Annotated in this window: 15 protein-coding genes and 2 pseudogenes; 8 read left to right on the top strand and 9 right to left on the bottom strand. The window is 36.9% G+C overall.

What is annotated here, in order from left to right; translation table 11 throughout:
- Positions 1 to 29: 29 nt before the first annotated feature.
- The 3 genes from A6E03_RS00080 to A6E03_RS00070 all read left to right on the top strand — a co-directional run bounded on the left by A6E03_RS00080 (position 30) and on the right by A6E03_RS00070 (position 2,205).
- The gene (locus tag A6E03_RS00080; RefSeq protein ID WP_065593180.1) at positions 30 to 923 is read left to right on the top strand and encodes a peptidoglycan binding protein CsiV; all 894 of its coding nucleotides are present in this window, start codon (positions 30 to 32) and stop codon (positions 921 to 923) included.
- 117 nt (positions 924 to 1,040) lie between these two features.
- Positions 1,041 to 1,664, top strand: a complete 624-nt coding sequence (locus A6E03_RS00075; protein ID WP_065593181.1) for a thiol:disulfide interchange protein DsbA/DsbL — start codon at positions 1,041 to 1,043, stop codon at positions 1,662 to 1,664.
- Positions 1,665 to 1,731: 67 nt separating this feature from the next.
- Positions 1,732 to 2,205, top strand: coding sequence for an FKBP-type peptidyl-prolyl cis-trans isomerase (locus A6E03_RS00070; protein WP_065593182.1), 474 nt, complete (start codon positions 1,732 to 1,734; stop codon positions 2,203 to 2,205).
- A gap of 66 nt (positions 2,206 to 2,271) precedes the next feature.
- Here A6E03_RS00070 and A6E03_RS00065 read toward each other — a convergent pair whose 3' ends face one another.
- Positions 2,272 to 2,943, bottom strand: coding sequence for a class I SAM-dependent methyltransferase (locus tag A6E03_RS00065; protein ID WP_083201823.1), 672 nt, complete (start codon positions 2,941 to 2,943; stop codon positions 2,272 to 2,274).
- A gap of 601 nt (positions 2,944 to 3,544) precedes the next feature.
- Between A6E03_RS00065 and A6E03_RS00060 the strand changes: the two are divergent.
- The 5 genes and pseudogenes from A6E03_RS00060 to A6E03_RS00040 form a co-directional block, all read left to right on the top strand.
- Positions 3,545 to 4,351: pseudogene (locus A6E03_RS00060) on the top strand (aromatic amino acid lyase); the annotation flags it as partial.
- Positions 4,352 to 4,500: 149 nt separating this feature from the next.
- The gene (locus A6E03_RS00055) at positions 4,501 to 5,817 is read left to right on the top strand and encodes an MATE family efflux transporter (protein ID WP_065599914.1); all 1,317 of its coding nucleotides are present in this window, start codon (positions 4,501 to 4,503) and stop codon (positions 5,815 to 5,817) included.
- Between the two features lie 9 nt (positions 5,818 to 5,826).
- Complete coding sequence (locus tag A6E03_RS00050; protein ID WP_065593185.1) at positions 5,827 to 6,072, top strand: DUF2164 domain-containing protein; 246 nt, start codon at positions 5,827 to 5,829, stop codon at positions 6,070 to 6,072.
- Positions 6,073 to 6,252: 180 nt separating this feature from the next.
- Positions 6,253 to 7,881 (top strand): methyl-accepting chemotaxis protein, encoded by a 1,629-nt coding sequence (locus A6E03_RS00045; RefSeq protein ID WP_065599913.1) that lies wholly within the window; start codon positions 6,253 to 6,255, stop codon positions 7,879 to 7,881.
- Between the two features lie 284 nt (positions 7,882 to 8,165).
- The gene (locus A6E03_RS00040) at positions 8,166 to 9,794 is read left to right on the top strand and encodes a methyl-accepting chemotaxis protein (RefSeq protein ID WP_065599912.1); all 1,629 of its coding nucleotides are present in this window, start codon (positions 8,166 to 8,168) and stop codon (positions 9,792 to 9,794) included.
- Positions 9,795 to 9,863: 69 nt separating this feature from the next.
- Here A6E03_RS00040 and A6E03_RS20410 read toward each other — a convergent pair.
- From A6E03_RS20410 to A6E03_RS00005, 8 genes and pseudogenes are all read right to left on the bottom strand, one after another.
- A pseudogene (locus A6E03_RS20410) lies at positions 9,864 to 9,968 on the bottom strand (copper-binding protein); the annotation flags it as partial.
- Positions 9,969 to 9,980: 12 nt separating this feature from the next.
- Positions 9,981 to 10,547 carry a 4Fe-4S single cluster domain-containing protein gene (locus A6E03_RS00035; protein ID WP_065599911.1) on the bottom strand — a complete coding sequence of 189 codons (567 nt, stop codon included), beginning with the start codon at positions 10,545 to 10,547 and terminating at the stop codon, positions 9,981 to 9,983.
- A gap of 2 nt (positions 10,548 to 10,549) precedes the next feature.
- The gene (locus A6E03_RS00030) at positions 10,550 to 11,011 is read right to left on the bottom strand and encodes a hypothetical protein (RefSeq protein WP_065599910.1); all 462 of its coding nucleotides are present in this window, start codon (positions 11,009 to 11,011) and stop codon (positions 10,550 to 10,552) included.
- Positions 11,012 to 11,215, bottom strand: a complete 204-nt coding sequence (locus tag A6E03_RS00025; RefSeq protein ID WP_065599909.1) for a DUF2997 domain-containing protein — start codon at positions 11,213 to 11,215, stop codon at positions 11,012 to 11,014. It abuts the gene before it with no gap.
- Entirely contained in the window at positions 11,215 to 13,671 is a 2,457-nt protein-coding gene (locus A6E03_RS00020; protein ID WP_065599908.1) for a hypothetical protein, read from the bottom strand. The genes A6E03_RS00025 and A6E03_RS00020 overlap by 1 nt, the downstream gene beginning before the upstream one ends.
- A complete protein-coding gene (locus tag A6E03_RS00015) occupies positions 13,668 to 15,224 on the bottom strand; it encodes a hypothetical protein (RefSeq protein ID WP_065599907.1) in 1,557 nt (518 codons plus the stop codon). The genes A6E03_RS00020 and A6E03_RS00015 overlap by 4 nt, the downstream gene beginning before the upstream one ends.
- Positions 15,225 to 15,226: 2 nt before the next feature.
- Positions 15,227 to 18,616, bottom strand: coding sequence for an AAA domain-containing protein (locus A6E03_RS00010; protein ID WP_065599906.1), 3,390 nt, complete (start codon positions 18,614 to 18,616; stop codon positions 15,227 to 15,229).
- Positions 18,617 to 18,620: 4 nt separating this feature from the next.
- On the bottom strand, positions 18,621 to 20,261 hold the full coding sequence (locus tag A6E03_RS00005) for an AAA family ATPase (RefSeq protein WP_065599905.1): 1,641 nt from the start codon (positions 20,259 to 20,261) through the stop codon (positions 18,621 to 18,623).
- Positions 20,262 to 20,372 lie beyond the last annotated feature (111 nt).

Raw genomic sequence — 20,372 nt, 5'->3', positions numbered from 1 at the left:
CTTTAAAGAACCATTTCACTGGAGTTTGAATGAAAAAAATAATTTATGCGTTAATTTTACTGGCAAGCTGGCCTTCTTTTGCTCGTCAATTTGACGTCGAAGTCATCATTTTTAAACGCAATGTAGAGCCATCTTCTTATCAAGAATCTTGGCCTGACATTCTTGCGCCAATCAATTTAGATCGTGCGTTCTCATATCGCGATAAAAAGATGATGAACAGTAATGGTGCATCACTACTTCCTTCTGGCTACTACAAGTTAAATGAAGCTTATACTAAACTGCAAAATCACGCTGGATTTAAGCCGTTAGTACATGTTGCTTGGCGACAAGGTGATTCAGGCTCATCTCGTTCTCCTATTTTCCATATTCAAGCAGGACAAGATTTCTCTGATCGTTTTGTTGCTGATGGTCGAACTATTGAAGATGCAAACGCTGATTTATCACTGGTTCCTTTAGACGCACCAAAACCTGCGCTTATTGAAGGCTCAGAAACTCTTGAGGCAGATACAACAGTAGCAACACCATCTTCTGGCCCTCTTCTTGAGTTAGATGGAACAATGCAAGTTTACGTTCAACATTACCTATACGTAAATACGATTTTAGATCTTAAAGTTCCTGGTCAACACGAATTTATCGTCAGCACACCAAAAGAAGAAAAAGACGTTATTACAGAAACAACCTCTACTTCTTCTGACGAAGTAACAACCACGGAAACCGCAGAACTGTCTACTGAATCGACAGCAATTGAAGATCCAAATGCGGATGTTCAGTTAGGCCATTTAGAAGACGTAACTCCGGAAACTGAAATTAAAGAGTTTTTAAAATCTTACCGCATGGAAGAAAGACGTAAAATGCGCAGTGGTGAAACTCACTATATTGATCACCCACTAATGGGCATGATCATCCAAGTGCGTAAAGTATAACATCGTAATTTCTTTACATAGTTTTACTAAATAGGACAACAATTGTTGTCCTATTTTATTTCTACTTTTTTAAAATCATGCTATTTTCACTCGAAATAATAACCTATGAGAATTCACATGAAATCCATTATCAAACCATTGTTACTTGTTCTTTCTTCAGCTCTTTTTTTAACAGCATGTGGCGATACTAACGAACCAAAAGAAGGCGTTCAATATGAAGTGCTTTCTACCACATTACCTACAGATTCAATTGCACCAGTAACTGAAGTTTTTGCCCTATCTTGTGGCCACTGCCGTAACATGGAAAACTTTTTACCTGTGATCAGCCAAGAAGCGGGCACTGATATCAGTAAAATGCACATAACGTTTAACCAATCTGCTCATGTTGCTGCTATGTTCTACTACGCTGCAGAAATGCAGGTAGAAGGCACACCTGACCACGCGTTTATGGAAGACTTATTTGCAGCAACACAAATGGGTGACGGAACCACACTGACTCAACAGCAAGAAGCATACTCCACAGCATTTACCTCTCGAGGCCTAACAAGTCCTTACGAATTTAATGAAGAGCAGCGTGATATTCTGATCAAAAAAGTAGATAATGCAAAAATGCTTTCTGAGCAATCAGGTATCAGTTCTGTTCCAACTTTTGTAGTTAACGGCAAATACAACGTGTTAATTGGTGGTCATGACGATCCTAAGAAAATCGCTGAAACTATCCGTTACCTACTAGAAAAGTAATTAACTAATATCAATAGAGATAAGTCATTATTACTTATCTCAGTTGGTGTCTATATAAGGAAATATTGTGTCTAAAATCATCATCACTATTGCATTTATCGTTCTTGGTTATATGTTGTTTCAACACTTTGTAAACAACCCAAAAGCTGCAAAAGAAAACATTGAACTTGGGAATGCATTTTTAGCTGAAAATGCAACTAAAGAAGGCGTTCAGACAACGGCATCAGGTCTTCAATACTTAGTACTTGAAGAAGGTACGGGCACTGAACACCCTACAGCAAAAAGCAAAGTAAAAGTGCATTACCACGGTACAACAATTGACGGTAATGTATTTGATAGCTCAGTAGAGCGTGGTGAGCCAATTGAATTTGGCTTAGGACAAGTAATCAAAGGTTGGACGGAAGGTGTTCAATTGATGGTTGTTGGCCAAAAGATGCGTTTCTTTATCCCAAGTAACTTAGCTTATGGTAATCGCTCTGCAGGCTCTATCCAGCCGGGTTCAGTTTTGATTTTTGAAGTTGAATTATTAGATTTTAAATAATTATTTCTAAATTGAAAATTATAGAATGGCTAATCCTTTGATTAGCCATTTTTTCATCTTAACTGTCTAGAATTTTTTACGCATAACTATCGTAAAATCTTCATCTGAATAATCTTTAATTAACTGGCTGTTTGGGCAGAGGCTTAAACAGTAATTAAGCACTTGTTCTGGATCATGAGCTTCTAATAATCGGCCATTCTTAACGTATTTACTATCTAGCAAGTTAAAAATGGCAGCCTCTTCCGCTTTTTCATACATATCGCGGATAACTTTAGCATGATAGGTTTTGTTTCTCGCACGGTAATTTAACGATCCACTCGCCACTACGATATCGGCATTAGGTAATTTTCCAGAAGAAAAATCCCCTTTAATAAATTCACAATTACCTTGCTGCTCAAACTGTTTCTTGGCTTGTTTAATAAAACTTGATTGTTGATCAATCCCAACATAAGACTTCACACGACAACTCATGTCCAAGAAGGTTTTAAGATCACCATAGCCGCAACCTAAATCAAGTACGCGCTTATTCTCAAAACTCAATGCATTCGCTATCGTTTTAAAACGTAAAAACTGAGACTCAGTCGAATTCCAGCCTAAACTTCTCGCGTGATCACCTGAGAATTGTTTTTGTCTTTCATCATGAAAAAGGCGAATCGTCAGCCTATCTAATAAATGCACGTCGTTACCTGCTCTGTCTTTATTTTCAGAGAGTGTACTCCTACCCGCTCTGCTTTTCACCCGCTTAACGTTACCTACACCGTATAAATATTATTAAATTATTTTAGATAGATGCCCCCCCCCCTCTTTGACGCGTAGTATCTTCTCAAAACTGGACATTTAATGGTCAATAATTGCTCTTTTGATCACAACTCCATTACACTCTACCTTGTCTTAACCAATAAAAAAGATTATCTATTTGTATATACATATTAACTTATCCGTTAATTTACATAGGCAGATGCTCATGGATAGAATTTTTACGAATCTTAACCTAGTCACAATGAAGACAGATCTGTTTAACCAAAACGCTGGCTATCAAGTTATCCAAGATGCAATGGTAGGCGTAACAAATGGAAAAATTGAATACGTTGGCCACTCTTGCCCCGAGATATTTCACGGTCATCCTGATGTTATTGATTGTGGTAATGCTTTAGTCACACCTGGGTTCATTGATTGTCATACGATTGATATGTCCGTTTGGCACGGCAGAGTTGATTCCGAAGATGGTGAGTTCGGTTTACGTTGGCATCAAAAAATAACGCCTTTAACTCACTCATCTATCCATGGGATCACCCTTATTGGCTTTGCGTGTGACGAAGGCGTTTCTCGTAACAAAGGTCGTGTTGGTGGGCATCGTAGTCAAATGGACGCCGCATTAGGCTATCGTCATTTATTAGCACAACATAGTGAGATTGGTTTATCACATCAATGCTGTGAACGAGTACAAGATCCCTATTCACTGCGTTGTCAGCCTCAAGTGATGGGCGCGTGTTTACAACAGATCAGAAACTCTGCCGATACATTAGAGATAGAATCAAACTCTGTATCGGATAATCCTTTAGTCTTTGCAGAAGATGGCGACATTATCTCTGGCGGTAACTTTCATGCAGAGCCTGTCGCAATGGCTGCGGATAATCTAGCGTTAGCCATTGCAGAAATTGGCAGTTTGTCTGAACGTCGAATGGCACTCCTCATTGACAGTGGGTTAAGTAAATTACCGCCATTTTTAGTGGATAACGGCGGAGTAAACTCAGGTTTCATGATCGCGCAAGTCACCGCAGCGGCATTAGCCAGTGAAAACAAAAGCCTTGCTCACCCTGCTTCTGTTGATAGTTTACCAACGTCTGCAAACCAAGAAGATCACGTATCAATGGCAACCTTTGCAGCCCGTCGTTTAGGGGATATGGCCGAAAATACACGCGGGATATTAGCCGTCGAACTGCTCGCTTCGGCTCAAGGGTTAGATTTCAGAGCTCCAAACAAAAGCTCAGAAAAAATAGAACAAGCAAAAGCTATGCTGCGTGAACGTGTCGATTTTTATGACAAAGACCGTTATTTCGCACCAGACATTGCCAAAGCAAACGCCCTATTGCTAGAGGCTACATACAATCAACTAATGCCTGAATCATTATTGCCAAGTATTTGATTTTATAAATAACAGATAAACTTAGCCCTTATTTAAACCGAAGTCGATTCGCTAATAAGGGCTTTTTTCTACTATCTTCTTTCTGAATTTGTGTCTTGCTCTATAATCAGTACAATGACCAATCAATACTTACTGAGCACCTCATAATCATGCCAACCCCTTCTCTTTCAAAACAGCTTTTTCAAATGACATGGCCAATGATGTTTGGTGTACTTTCTTTAATGAGCTTTCAATTAGTCGACAGTGCCTTCATTGGACAACTAGGTATTTTACCCCTTGCAGCTCAAGGTTTTACCATGCCATTACAAATGGTAATTATTGGCCTGCAAGTTGGGTTAGGCATAGCAACGACAGCCGTTATTGCCCGAGTTCTTGGCGCCCAACAACCTCAAAAAGCAAAACAATTAGGCGGATTAGTCATAATTCTGGGTGCCGTAATGGTATTCACTATGTGCTTGGTTATTTGGTTTTCTCGTGGGCCTATTCTCTCGTTGCTGGGAGCACAAGCCGATGTTTTCCCCGTTATTGATAGCTACTGGCCGGTTTGGTTAGCAAGCTGTTGGACTGGTGCTATGATTTACTTTGCTTACAGTGTGTGTAGAGCAAACGGAGACACCAAGTTACCCGGTTTAATGATGGTAATCACCAGTATATTAAACATGATTTTAGACCCTATTTTTATTTTTCATTTTGATCTCGGGTTAAACGGCGCAGCGTGGGCAACGATCCTTTCTTTCAGTATTGGCTTTTGTATTATTCTTCCTTCTATTTTCAAACGTCATTGGATTTCTTTTTCTTGGCATGATCTGCCAATCGCTCAATCGATTAAAGAATTGAATGCTGTTATGTCACCCGCGATGATGAGCCAATTATTGCCACCACTCTCTTCAATGATGGCGACTAAAATCATTGCAGGATTTGGCGCAGCGGCGGTTGCTGGTTGGGCAATGGCTTCTCGTATCGAATTTTTTGCTATTGTTGTTGTACTTGCGTTAACCATGTCGATTCCACCAATGGTCGGAAAGATGCTAGGCGCTAAACAGTTCGATGATATTCAAAAGCTGATCCGTATTGCCGCTAAGTTTGTATTAACGTGGCAGATCGGCCTTGCTATCTTGTTATTCATAGTAGCCAAGCCGTTAGCAAACCTATTAAGCACTGACAGTAATGTAATCAACGTTATTCAGGCCTATCTTATGTGGGTTCCGATCAGCCTCAGTTCTTTGGGTATCTGTATGTTGATGGTGTCTGTTTGTAATGCGCTTGGGGTTTCAATGAGAGCGTTAACCATTTCTATACTGCGACTTTTTGCCTGTTTCTTACCGATGATATGGCTAGGTTCAACCTTGTTTGGGTTGCATGGTGTATTCATAGGTGCATTAGTGGGTAATACGATGGCAGGGATAATGGCGTGGATAATGTACAATAAAGCCGTTCATAACCTTCAAAAAAAACATAACCGCTAAGGACATAGAATGACCACCATTACGATACCAAAAAATAAACGAGATGAATTAATTCACAAATTTCAAGGCTATTTTGAACAAGAACTCGATATGGAATTAGGTCAGTTTGATGGTGAGTTTTTGTTAGATTTTATTATCAAACAAACTGGCCCTGTGTTTTATAATCAAGGCTTAGCGGATGCTCAAACAATTATCGAGCGTAAAACACAAGATATCGCTGATGAAATCTATGAGATTGAAATGATTGAGAATTAATATCACTGATGCACATCCAAATTCAGAACAAATTTTTAACTGATAAATCAAATTTAAAAGACAAAAAACCACAATCCGTTACAATACTTATCGACAAAACTGTGATAAAAGTCTAAAATTTGAGAAAATATAACATAAACTCCATATTGTTTACGTTAATCTCAAATTTAAGAGGCTTCAATGCAATTTTCTTTAAAAAATACGTCTATACGTATTCAAATCCTATTACCTGTCATTCTTACTGCTTTGGCCTTATTTATCTCTCTCGGTTTTACCGCTTCGACTTTAGAAAAAGAACAAAATACCATAGCAAGTAATACCCATTCTTTTGTTTTTTACAAAGACCAATTAGCTAAAGTAGATGATATTATTTATCCATTACGTATCAATGCTGTTTATGCTATTTATGATGTAAATCGTCGAGATAACTTTACCAACGAATTAAGAAACAAAACCAATATTATTGATGGCTTGCTTAATGACATCGCGGCAAGAAAAACATTTGCTAGTGAAGTAAAACAAGTTAGCTCAAACATTAATGAATATGTTCAATTTTCACATAAGATTGTTGATTTCTTAAACAAGAAAGAAAGCGGCGTTACTGTTACAGATAATTATGAAACGTTGATCTCTCAATATCGAAATATTGGTAACAGCATGGTTGAATCTATCAACCACCTTTCTCAACAAGTAAATAAGTTTTCTGACACTGCCATGAAAGAAAGCTATGAGAAAAACACTCAAATTAAATTGAATGCTGGTTTCGCTATTTTAGCCGTATTTTTCATTTCAATGATTGGTGCATGGTGGTTGTCTGGCCTTATCGTTACTCCTGTTAAACAAATCCAATTAATCATACGTCGTTTAGCTGCGGGAGATTTAACTGTCCGTGCTGATGTAAATGGTGATAATGAAATTGCTGAATTAGGTAAAGATATCAATACGACAGCGATTCAACTACAAACAACGGTTGAAGCTCTTTTTCGCATTAGTGAAGATGTCGCAGCTGCATCAACAGAATTAGCAGCAGTTATGACAGAAGCTGAAACAAATTCACAAAAAGAACTCAGTGAAATAGAACAAGTTGCCTCTGCGGTAAATGAACTATCAAGCACAGCAGATAATGTAAGTGATAATGCATTATCTGCTGATAAAACAGCTCGAGATACAAGTGAACTAGCTCAAACTGGTCTTGATATTTTTACTCAAAGTAATCAAGCAAGTGAAGACATGGCGAATGCATTAACCGATGCCGCTATCGTTGTTAATCGCTTAAAAGAACAATCAGAGCAAATTAATAACGTCGTTGAAGTGATCCGTGGTGTCTCGGATCAAACTAACTTATTAGCATTGAATGCCGCAATTGAAGCGGCTCGAGCTGGTGAATCTGGCCGAGGTTTTGCCGTCGTTGCTGACGAGGTTCGCTTACTTGCTGCTCGAACTCAAGATTCAACAAAAGAAATACAAACCATTATTGAATCATTGCAAGAACAGTCAGGTCTCGCTAATGATAGTATGCAAGCAAGCCTTGATAAACTTGAATTAAATAAAGAGTTAACAACAAAAGCAAGTGACGCGTTAGTTAGTATTACGGAATCAATTACTGCGATTAATGATATGAACACTCAAGTTGCCACAGCTGCTGAAGAGCAATCTCAAGTAACTCAAGACATTAACCGTAATGTAGTAAACATGTCTGAACTGGTAAACCAAAACGTGACAGGCATTAGTCAAAGTGCAAGTGCAAGTAACGAGCTATCTCGTTTAGCTGAACAACAAAAAGAGCAATTAGCGTTCTTTAAACTATAAAGTTACTTAATAACGCGGTAAGGTAATCTCCTTGCCGCATTATCCCCACCTTCTTTATCCTAAATTAAACCTAAACACTCGCCAGAAGCATAACTAAGATCAATATTTAGAATCGCAGATACAAAGCGCTCATTATAAAGCCACCTAAATGCATTGAATATCAATCACAAATACACATTTACTTACATTAAAGATCGACATAAGTGTGACAAGAGTCTATATTTCGAGAAAATATAATTTCATGGATGAACTTTCTTTACTTTTGTTTATTTGTCGAGGCGACAATGCAATTTTCATTAAAAAACACATCTATACGAATTCAAGTTCTACTTCCTGTATTCTTTACAGCACTAGCTCTATTAATTTCTCTTTGGTATACCTCTTATAGCTTAGATAAAGAACAAAATATCCTGCATGACAACACGACTTCATTTATTTTCTATAAAGACCAGCTAGCGAAGATAGATGATCATATGTATCCAATGAGAATCAATGCTGTGTACGCAATTTATGATCATTCTCATCGAGTTAGTTTTTTAAAAAGTCTGGATAAGAATGAAAAAATACTTAATCAACTTCTTTTAGAAATATCTGAGCACAAAACCTTCGGCTCTGATGCTAATGTAGTTAAAAAATCGGTTCATGATTATTTAGAGTTTTCAAAAAAAATACTTGCCTATCAAGAGCAGAAAGAACAAGGGTTAACCGTAGACAATAATTACAGTTCATTAATTGCACAATACAGTAAGCTGGGCAATATTATGGCGGGATCAATTAATAACTTATCACAAAAAATAAATGATATTTCTACGGCTGAGTTAACAAATAGTTCTGAACGAAATACTCAAGTACAACACAATGCAATCATTACCATTCTGCTTGTTTTTATTGTCTCTTTACTTACATCTTGGTGGTTATCAGGCTTAATCGTCCACCCTATTCAAAAACTACAATTAGTTATCCGTAAGCTTGCAGAAGGTAACTTAGCAGTACGAGCAGAGTCTGATGGTGATAATGAAATTGCGCAACTGAGTAACGACATCAATACAACGGCTCGTCAGCTTCAAGTAACTATTGAAGAGTTAAGTAATATTAATGAAAGCGTCGCTTCAGCGTCTACTGAGCTTGCCGCCGTGATGAGTGAAGCGGAATCAAACTCACAAAAAGAATTAAGCGAAATAGAACAGGTTGCTTCAGCAGTCAATGAACTATCAAGCACTGCTGATAACGTAAGTGATAATGCGCTTGCGGCTGATAAAACAGCTCGTGAAACCAATGAATTGGCACATGCAGGTTTAGATATATTTGCTCAAAGTACTGAAGCAAGCGAGAAAATGGCTTCAGCATTGACTGATGCTGCTGTGGTTGTTAATCGCCTTAAAGAGCAATCAGAACAAATCAATAATGTCGTTGAAGTGATTCGTGGGGTTTCAGACCAAACTAATTTACTTGCACTCAATGCGGCTATCGAAGCGGCTCGTGCGGGTGAATCTGGTCGTGGTTTTGCCGTCGTTGCTGATGAAGTACGCTTACTTGCTGCTCGTACTCAATCATCAACTCAAGAAATTCAAACGATCATTGAAGCGCTTCAAGAGCAATCAGGTTTAGCTAACGACAGCATGCAATCAAGCCTTGATATGTTAGAGCTAAATAAAGAGCTAACAGCAAAAGCAGGTGATGCTCTGGTTGGTATTACCGAATCTATCAATGCGATTAATGATATGAACACTCAAGTTGCAACTGCGGCTGAAGAGCAATCTCAAGTAACTCAAGATATTAACCGCAATGTCGTTAATATGTCTGAGCTTGTGAATCAAAACGTCACGGGCATTAGCCAAAGTGCAAGTGCAAGCTCTGAGTTATCAAGATTAGCAGAAGAACAAAAACAACAATTGTCATTCTTCAAATTATAATTTGATGGCACAATAAAAAAAGCGGTAAGGCCACCCACCTTACCGCTTTGTTATCTTAAAAACAGTCGTTTATAACGTTATTTTCTTTACCATCCCTGCTTCTGCATGCCCTGGAATATTACACGCAAACTCTACGTGATTATCACCATGGAAATGCCACGTAATTTGCTTCGCCTAGTTCAACGGTTACAGCTTTAATTGATCGGGATAGCCATATATGGATAGCTCTCCAAACTCGCCAATATGAATTTCGACTTGATTACATTCTAAGATTATTTTTTGATCATACTTACCAGTTAAAAAACTAACCTTTTGATTTTCGGAACCTCGCCATATTAAATTAGTATTACGTAAAGAATGTTGATAACGACCTGAAATTAAAATGTCTACAAAATCAAAGATACCTTGTTTATTGCTACATGATTGTATTTCAGCAAATTCATAACCAGTATAAAGCATAATATCAACCCCCTCCTCTGATAGCTTTTTCATTAACCAAAGAAGGTTTTCGGCTTGCTGTAGCGGCTCACCACCGAGAAAAGTCACACCAACTATACCTGGTATGTCCATTATTTGATTGAACAACTTCTGCCGTTCAATCAATTCATTCTTTTTGTGGGGCCACATAGCTGTATTCCAACAGCCTTTACATGCAAGCGTACAACCTTGTAGCCAAATTACAAACCGGTCTCCAGGACCGTAAATGTGGCTTGATGGTTCAATATTAGCTAAGTTAAAACAAGTCCCAAACATAACTAAATGGTTCTTGTTAGAACGAGCTGTATTTTACCGTTTTTCTTCTGTTCTTTAACTCGATAGCCCTGGGCTTTTGCTTTCGCAATTGCCTTAACTCTAACGGCTTCAACTCGGGCAAGGCGTTCTTGTTCTAAACGCAGTCTTTCCGCTTCAGCTAAACGAGCTAAATGTAGCTGATAAGCCGTCTTGTAAGCAATCTCCAACTTAGATAAGAACTGTCTCGTTGGGGTGTACTGTCTATGTATAGCATTATTTACAATACGCCCATTTAGTTCATCTGAATCATATTGAAATAAATAAGTATCACCATTCCAAACAAAGCATTGCTGACCTTGATAATCATGTCGGTCAGTTACAATGTTTATGCCATTTACTATTGTTGATACATTTAATGACGTCAGTGCTTCAATAAGTACATCGCACTCAGTAAACGGTGTTAAAGTTTTGATTACGACACTCATTTATGACCGTCCCTGCGTTACTTTTTTAGCTACATTACGTACTACATTATGATTAAACTCGTCTGTCGTACGAATGCTGGTCACAGGTTGAACATCCATTATTTCATCTAACGCATCTAGACAAGTGTTGCCAATAAACCCTTGTGTTTTAGCACAAATAGCACCATCTTCATCAATAATTAAAGTAATTTTCTGCTCTGCCATTATTTACTACTCCTTTCTACAACGAGGTCAGCATGCAATCTAGCAGCCTCTTGTCTTGCTAATTCAATATCGGCTTTGTAACGTATTGCAAGGAACCGATTATTTTTGCATGTATACAAATTACCAACACAAGGTAATTCTTCACTAGGCCAATTCAAAACAAATGACGTATTAGTGTTCATTACATTCTTACCAAATAACTTTGCAAGAACCGAATCTTTATTTTTAGTTTTAAAGATCTTGTTAGTACTATGTTTATCCAAGTCAGATAAATCTTTATTTTTTTTGTTATTTAATTGTTCCACATTGTTCATCAATGATTTGTGTTCCCTATTTAACCCATTCACTTTTTGTTCATATGCAGAAAACATTTGTTTAAACGCGACGGTTGCAAATTCAACGCGCTTTCTTTCTTCGGTAAGTACTTGCTTGTTATTTTTTACGTCAGCATCGATGAGGTTTTTGATTGTTTGTTTCAATTTTTTGGTCGTACTTTTTGCATGGGAATTCAACCATACTCGAATATCATCAGCTGTTTGAGGCAACTCTTTTTCTAGAATAGGATTCTGTTTATAAGTATCAATTAACGCATTCCACCCCATAATTAATTGTTCATTAGGCATGTCATTAAACTGTACATGCAGGTATGCTTTCAGGTTGTTGGTGTTTTCAGCACCAAACTCATTAATCCTCTTTAGAGGATACTCAGCAACTTTGTTTACAAAGTCTGTTTTGCAGAATTCGACTAACCAATGCTGCCAGTTATTTGATAGTTCGATATTGTTTTCTTTCGTCTCATCAACAGATTTTAATTTAAATTGTTCTAGTTCCCTTTCTGCTTGGGCACTGTTTTTTGTTGACGAGTCCAAAATTTGAGTAAGTCTTGAGTTTTCTCTATCCCATTTTAACTCTTGCTCCGCAATATCGGTGGCTTCAACGACTTTATCCATTGATAATGAAAGTGATAAAATAAGCTCATTAATGTCTTTTTCAGCTTTAGATCTTGCTTGTAACGACAGTTTAGATAAAGTAACCGTTTTCAATTTATCTAATTCTCGAGTTTGAGTTCGTTTCTTATTTAATTGACCTGTTAAGAAGTTACTCATAAAACGTTTAACGTTGTCGCTGACTGTATCTTTACTTTTTTCTATTTGAAATTGTTTGCGCTCTAAACGCTCAACTTCATCATTCCAGTGCTGCTGTAGGGCTAGCCAATGTTGATGTAAAGGATCTTCTTTAGCATTACTTGCTAGGTAAGGGGGGCTTATTGTTATTGAGTAATGGATCTTTTTGGCTAAGTTTCTGTCGTTGAACTTAGTGAAATTAAGTTCTTCAGCAATCATATGCGCTGATTTATTTTCAAAATCATCAAAGCTTTTACATTCTGTATTATTGAGGGAAATATACATTTCATCTTCGTAATTAACCTCCAGTTCCATTTGATTAGCAAATAACACTGTTGATGAAATGCTCTTAAGCTTAACTCTTTTATTCAAATTCCAATAACAAGTACTTAATAGCTCATTTTGATAATTTTCAATAGAACAGCGTTGGTTTTCAGTTAACTTGAGCGCCCAATTAACGCTATTGACATCACTTGTTGTTGGTAATAACCAAGCTTCGTTCTTTGATAAAATAACCTGAGGTAACGCCTTTTTTTCAAATAATTGAATATGGTCAGTTGCGTTAATTAAATTTAATAACGGCTGTTTTGATGATTGCCCTAAAGTCATCAAGACATTTGTAGTAGTTTTACTTTGTGATAATTGTTCTAATAAGAATTCATTACTGCACACTGAACTCTGATGAGTTATTGCTGTATTAAGTTTACTAAATAAACTCTCTGATAATACATGTTGATGTGGTAAATCAATATAGTTCACTGGCGAGTCACCGTTTGAACAAGATTGTTTTTTGCCTTGAATTAAATATTCACTTGTCGATTTAGTCCAAAATAAGTAACAAAACAAACGATAATAATCATCTATTTGTTTTTCTTCTAATTCTATATGATAGAAAAAATCAGAATTATCTACTATATCATTAGAAAAAATAACGCCTTGTTTAAACTCCTCTTGTTGATGGTCTGCAATTATTAGAGCACCTTGCTGGGCGACTCCAATTCGAATACAGCAGCGCCCTGACAATGCTTCAATAGCCTCTCGGTTAGCATCTGAATCGTCTAGCAACAAAAATATTTGGATATTGTTATCAGCCAGTTCTTGTAAAGATCTAATTGCATCATCGCTTGTTATTGAACTAGTCGATAACAGTAAACTTTTATTTATTTCAAGACTATTTAGATATGTAGTCCAACTGAATTCAGTACAAATATGAAAACCATCATCATCAAAATTTTCACATAAGCCGGATTCATCATCTTGATATACAAAAATATTATTTAAATACTCTTCACCATAATTAATAGTGAACTCTGTGTCATATGATGTGATCATGCGATAGCTTCCTTAACGATATTCATTGACAATGCTTGCTGTAAATAATCAGGAAGATCACTTTCTTCAAGTTGTATAAATGTAGTCGGCGATTCAATTTTTGGCGTTTTATATGTAAAATCGATAAAGTCTAGACTTGTAGTGACTTTCCATATTATCGACCTATTAATGGTTTCAATAACCCAGTAGCGATCATGGTTGTCTTTTTTGCTCTGCATTACTTCAAGTGTCCAACCTTCAGGTATTTTAGCATTGGGTTCGCAACTATAAATAGCGCCTGATTTTGCGCCACTAATACGAACAATTTCACGCATGTTACGATCATGTTTTGACGATTTATAATGGCGGTCAGAATAAATGATATGTTTGATTGGTTCACTTAACACTAAAGATCTGAGTAAATCACTTATACTTAATTCTTGATTTTGTTTAAACGTGATACTTGGTAATGGTGTTTTTGTATTCATAGGAATTAGAAAGTTTGCTGCTGATGCATGCCAATAACTTATTGGGTTCTGTTGTCGGTCTAATTGATTTAGTAACTCAGGACCTTGTAATAATGGCAACTTATAATGTTTAACGGCAGGGTGAGCAAGCCATATTTGTTGACTGTAATTAGCCTGAGGCACGGATAGATAATCCAATTTAAACAACTTATTTAACGCCTGTATTTGCCATTCTTTAGCGGTAGTAACATCCTTTGGTTTGATTGGTAAAAGTTTAATCTCACCTGAATCAAAATAACCAAAGCATGTATCAATTGAAGATAAGCGGTGTTTAGACATGATAAATGTAGATAAAGCATCATGACTTTTGGGAGTGGTACACAGCGCTCTTAATGAGGAATCCTCCCACTGCATATCGAGGGCATCGAGGATACTCTGCATAAACGTATCGTCATGTTGATCTAAGTATTTATTATTTATTTCAACAAAATGTTCACGTTCATTAAATCTAGTTGGGAGCTGGCCTGTAACTTTAAATTCAACCCGGTATTTTCCTTTTTCTAGACTGTAATTGAGTGTTAGCGTTAAATTTTGTTGCTTATTTTTAATACCTGTATTTAACACTTCAACGTGTAAATTACTGATATTATTTTCTTGTACTTTTGCACCGTCATTCAAAAAAACAGTTTCAAAATCACAATTAAACTTACTTTCTCTCACTATTTTTTCTGTTTCTGCCCACTCATAAAACTTATTACGCTGTTGATAACCCCCTTTACGTGTATTTGACTCTACGACCCGCTGCATCAAAAGAGGTTCTTGCATAAGATATGCATCTTCTTGTAAATACCAGATTTGGTAAATGCCTCGCTCTGTAGCAGAATGCTTACCACTATCAATAACTTTTCCACCTAGTTTTGTTAAGCTATTATTTTTAATTAACGTTTCTTTTTCAAGATAATCGATAAGTCGAGGAGGTAAACGATCTAGGTCACCTTCAACTTGCTTAAGGATACGCTGAAGATCCGGTCTTTCTTGTTCAACATTAACTGTTGCGAGTACTTGGTAGCAAACAGCCTTAACTTGGCGTTGTAATGTGATTTGCATGGTTACCCTTCTATTTTTCGTATTGGCAATGCTTGTGCCAATGCGTTTAATTCATTTGATCTAGAGTTATTTCGGTAATAAGCATGTTGGCCGACAACAACTAATTGAAAACGAGCCCGTGTAATCGCGACATTTAATCGGTTTGGACTATCTAAGAAGCCATCACGACTTGTATTCACCATCGAAAGGAAAGTAAGATCTGCTTCTTGTCCTTGAAAAAAATCAACAGTACTCAGTTTTATTTCCACATTCTTAAAATTAAATCTTGCGAAAGAACGTCTGTCGCCAGTTAAAGCTTGTAATTTATCTCGTAAGCATTTTTCTTGTTTTTTGTAGAATGTTAAAATCCCGACGTTGTATTTTTTATCTTGCTGAGATGCCCAATCACAAAATACAGATAGTTCATTGATAATTACTTTGGCTTCTTGCTCATTGGCATTGCCATGTGTATTGCCATTTACATCCAACCACACCGCATGTTTATCGTATCGATTGTATTGCCAGTCTCTTGCTGTTTTTGTTTGACGACCATCTAATAGAGATATTTGACTATTATCATCTGAGTAGAATTGCTTTCGGGGATATTGTGATATATCAGGGTGCATGCGATGCTGATAGGTTAACGTTGTATGGCGGCACTGCTTTTCATTATCATTAAAGCCAAAATTTAAGGTGTTTTCGGCATCATTTTTTTGTTTTAGTGTCCCAGAACCAGAAAGCGCTTCTAATACAGAAGGAAATGCCATGTTTCGGATACCATAAATTCTCCCTATTGCATTGACCGATTGAGGGAATAACTGATCTAGTTGCTTTCGAATACCTTGAGCTTTATTTTGGCGATTTCTCCCAGTATCGGTCTTTAAAAAACGCAACCAATATTCACGTTCCAAACGCCAAACAACTTCTTCAGACCAATTGGTTTCTTTATCATGCCTTAACCACTGGTCATGTATATTTGTGGCATTGGATTCTGGTTTACCATTTTTAATCGTAAAGTGGTGTACTCCATCCCACCTTGCTTTGTGACGAAACCCATGACTAGACAAACCCCATTTAGGGTCTAAAATAACACTATCCGCTGGCATTAAGTTTTGAGCTGATAGTAATAATTTTTCTTCACAAAAGAGTAGATTGAATTCATAGAGTAACCAGGGTTCATTTTGTAATTTTTTTTGTGTTAAACCATTGACACCAAAACACTGAGTATTCACACCAACAAGGCATATTGACTCAAATACGGTTTGCGTATTTTTGCTTTTAGATCGCGCTGCAATTTCAGCTTGTAGGGCCGTAAGTTCGAGTGTTGTAACTGGCACAATGATTTTGTCATGGTAGCCCCATTCTCGAGGCCCGTTATTATTTTGATTTAACGATCTTAATTCACTTAGCAGGAAACACGCTCGTTGAGTTTCAGGGGTGAGTAACTCTTCTATTCTATCGCGACTTTTATGCTTTAAAACTAACTGTTTTAAATTAGCCGTGATTTGTTCGCGATCTGTAAACGGCGATAACTGTTTCACATCACCCACTAAAATCCAACGTTTCGCATAACGTGCCGGTACGAGAAATTCAGCAAATGTCGTTTTACTACACTCATCAATAATCATCACATCAAAAGGCGATTCACCAGCATCAAAAGATAAACTCTTGTTATTAAATAGACGTAAAATTCCCATAGTTGTGCCACAGACAAGATTTGACGAATCAACCAGTAGTTGATCATGATCATTACCGTTTAATGAACTCGAAAAACTATCTGCTAAATTATCATATTGATAATGCTCAACACCTACAGCTCTATTTTCGTCACCAATCCGAAGTGGAAATATTTCATTGTTTAAATGATTTTCATCTACACGTTCTAATACATTATTGATAGCTGCATGAGTTGAAGCCGTAAGTAATATACGCTTTCCTTGACGTACTAGTTGGATAATTAACTCTAGAATTGTCGTTGTTTTACCTGTACCTGGAGGGCCGTCTAAAATGGCAAAATCTGGCGTGGCAAGGGCTTTTGTTACAAACTCTCTTTGTTTATCACAACCATCAAACTCTGTATCAGTGAGAACTGACCATTCTAGTTTATGAGAGTTTACAGGCGTAAATTCAGGCCAATGTTGTTGTTTTCTATTTTTTAATAAATCTAGCAATGGCTTTTGATCTATTGCTGGAGATAATTTTAGGCTAGTGATTGCTTCTTTCTGACGCCAAAGAGCTTGTGTATTAACTTTTACTTTTAACTGTTTACACTTAGGTAAAACAGCTTGTCTTTTACTGTCGTTCTTACGACAAAGCAATATTTGTCGCTCTTCTGGCCGTGACTTTAAAATACGGTATCCAGCTTTAGCATGTGCTTTCTCATTCTGATCAAGAATATCTATTTGATCTTCAAAAAAGTATTCTAAAGGGTCTTGACCCGTGCCCGTGTCATCGCCGTGATCGAGGCTGACTAATTGAATCCAATTTATGTCACTATTATTCTGTTTACATTGTATTTCTAGATTGATTAATTGCTCATGTCGCAAAGTTTTAGGGCAAGTATCATCAAGTGTATCTAAGGTCACTTTGCCTTCATGCAAACCCAAAGACCATTCATTGGGTAGCATGTTGCAGTTTTCATCTCGTAAGTTGACAAGGGACAGTTGCTCTAACCATGTCTTGGTTACATTTTTTATATCTGCATTAGAAATATTAGGTTTTTTGTCAGCAACAATATAGCTACAACCATCGATATTGATTGCATTGTCTGGGGAACTAAAATCAGACATAATTTTAAAGGTGAGTTTTTTGTCGCCGTATAAAATAGTCTTGTTTGCATCCGGTAAGCCGTTTAATCGATATCTTGCCTTATCAATAAGCTTTGCTTCGTAAAATTGACCTTGCTGTAATAACTTAAGTTGTTCGGGTAATGAAGTCGTAAGAGGCTGGATTTTCAACGAATAACCAGTCCATGAAATTTTTGATTCTTCACAATCACCTAGCTTTATATAAAATCGTTGTGCCTCCTGTATAAAGCCATCGTTATCTAAACTTATTTTTGTTCTGGTTTTACCGCGACCAATGCTGATAGGTTCATTAATATCTGGATCAAAGTCATCAGATAATGGGGCTTCTTCATCTAAATCTTCAATTATCTCAAACCAGCCTTTATCCATTAGTTCAAATTCAACTAACGTATGTGGTTTTATTTCAAATACCAATTGTTTACATGATAAAACAGCATTTGGAGATGGAAGTTTTTGCCATTCACAGCTCACTTCTTTTTTTTCCAATGCTCTTTGCGCATTATCTAAATAACGGCGAAAAGGTTCGAATGAATCATCAATCGCTTTGGAACCCTGTACGCCGTTATAAACCTGATCGTTTAACGCAGTAATATAAGGATTGGTCATTACCTTATCCTTGTGACTTAATAAATGGATTTTTACTTTCTTGTTTTAGCTTTAGTTGTTTATTGTCAGTATTTAAATTGAGAGATTCAGGTTTTGCATTACTTGCAGGGACAGCGCGACCCTTTATCCAATTTCGAGTATCTCTAATCACCTCATGCATAGTGACTGATAATGGGGACGTTGATTCAATCGCTTTTTTTATAAAATCGGCATCAATATCTCTTGAATCACTGAATGCCATAAACAGTGCTTCTTTCACTGCTTCCTCTAATTCAGCACCTGTAAATCCTTGGCTTAATTTGGCAAGTTCTAGCAGTTCATCTTTAGTGAACATCTCGTGTCGATCATTTCGTTTTTTGAGATGAATAGTTAAAATTTCAACTCGTTCTTCAAGCACTGGTAAATCTACAAAAAATATTTCGTCTACTCGTCCTTTTCGTAGCAATTCTGGCGGTAGCATTTCAATATGATTCGCAGTGGCTAAAACAAATACTGGACTCGTTTTTTCTTGCATCCAAGTTAAAAACGTCCCCAAAACACGTGCTGTTGTCCCACCATCACTGCCTCCTGACCCCTGAAGCCCAGATAAACCTTTTTCAATCTCATCTATCCATAAAATACAAGGTGAGATGGTTTCAGCTAGTTGTAAGGCATTACGAATATTTTCTTCCGATTGACCAACAATACCACCAAATACTTTTCCCATATCCAAACGTAATAAGGGTAATTGCCAATTACTTGATACTGCTTTAGCTGCAAGACTTTTACCTGTACCAGGTAAACCTAACATCATAATCCCTTTCGGAAACTCCAAACCAAACTCACGCGCATCGTCTGTGTATGCGTATTTTCGTCGGTCAAGCCATTGCTTTAAATTTTTCAGTCCACCCAAGTCATCAAGTCCGACTTTAGGATGAAAATATTCAAGCAAACCTGATTTTTTAATTACTTGTTCTTTTTCCGCAACAACAATATCAATCTCCAATTCAGTTAATTGAGAGCGATCAACAGCGGCTTTAGCAAATGCTAATTGCGCTTCTGCACTTGATAGTCCCAACGCAGCATCAATTAAACGACTGCTTTCATCAAAATTTCGTTCTTGGATGTCATAATGATCTTTAGTTGCATTTAATAGTGTTTTTAAGGTAGATCTATCAGGTAAAGGCAAATGAAGAATATGGGTATCTTTCTCTAACTCAATAGGTAAATTAGGCACGGGTTGAGAAAGTATTAACGTACGATCAAGGTTCTCACCACTTCCTTTTCTTATTGCATATAGACGGAGTTTACTGAATAGTTTGGGATTATCGCCTTCAAGCTCATGGCGAATATCGTCTAAAAGTACAATACTTCCTTCAGGACTCATCTCGACATCTGAATCTAAAAAACCATCATCGTTATTATCAATGGATAGAAACCAATCTAACACCTCATCAAGTGAGGTGATTGAGTTATTAATTGAACCACTTTGGTAACATTTCAATCCTTCAGTTCGATTCCAAAAATAAACTTGTCGATTTATACCATCAGATTCACCGGCCTCAATAACCTCAGCTTGAAGACGTAATGTGTCGTGGCTAATAATTTGAATAATTGGTGCCCCAGCCTGAATATTAATTTTGAGGTCACGAGAAAATGATTCCATTATTATTTCCATTTAATTATTAATTATATACGCCATAATATAACCTAACTTATTAGAATAAAATAAAAAATAATAGCTATAAAAATAAAATTATTTTGATGTGAGTTACAT

The sequence above is a fragment of the Aliivibrio sp. 1S128 genome (assembly GCF_001691065.1).
Lineage (GTDB): Bacteria > Pseudomonadota > Gammaproteobacteria > Enterobacterales > Vibrionaceae > Aliivibrio.
Note: the sequence above shows the minus strand (reverse complement) of the source record. Positions and strands in the feature narration are given on the sequence as shown.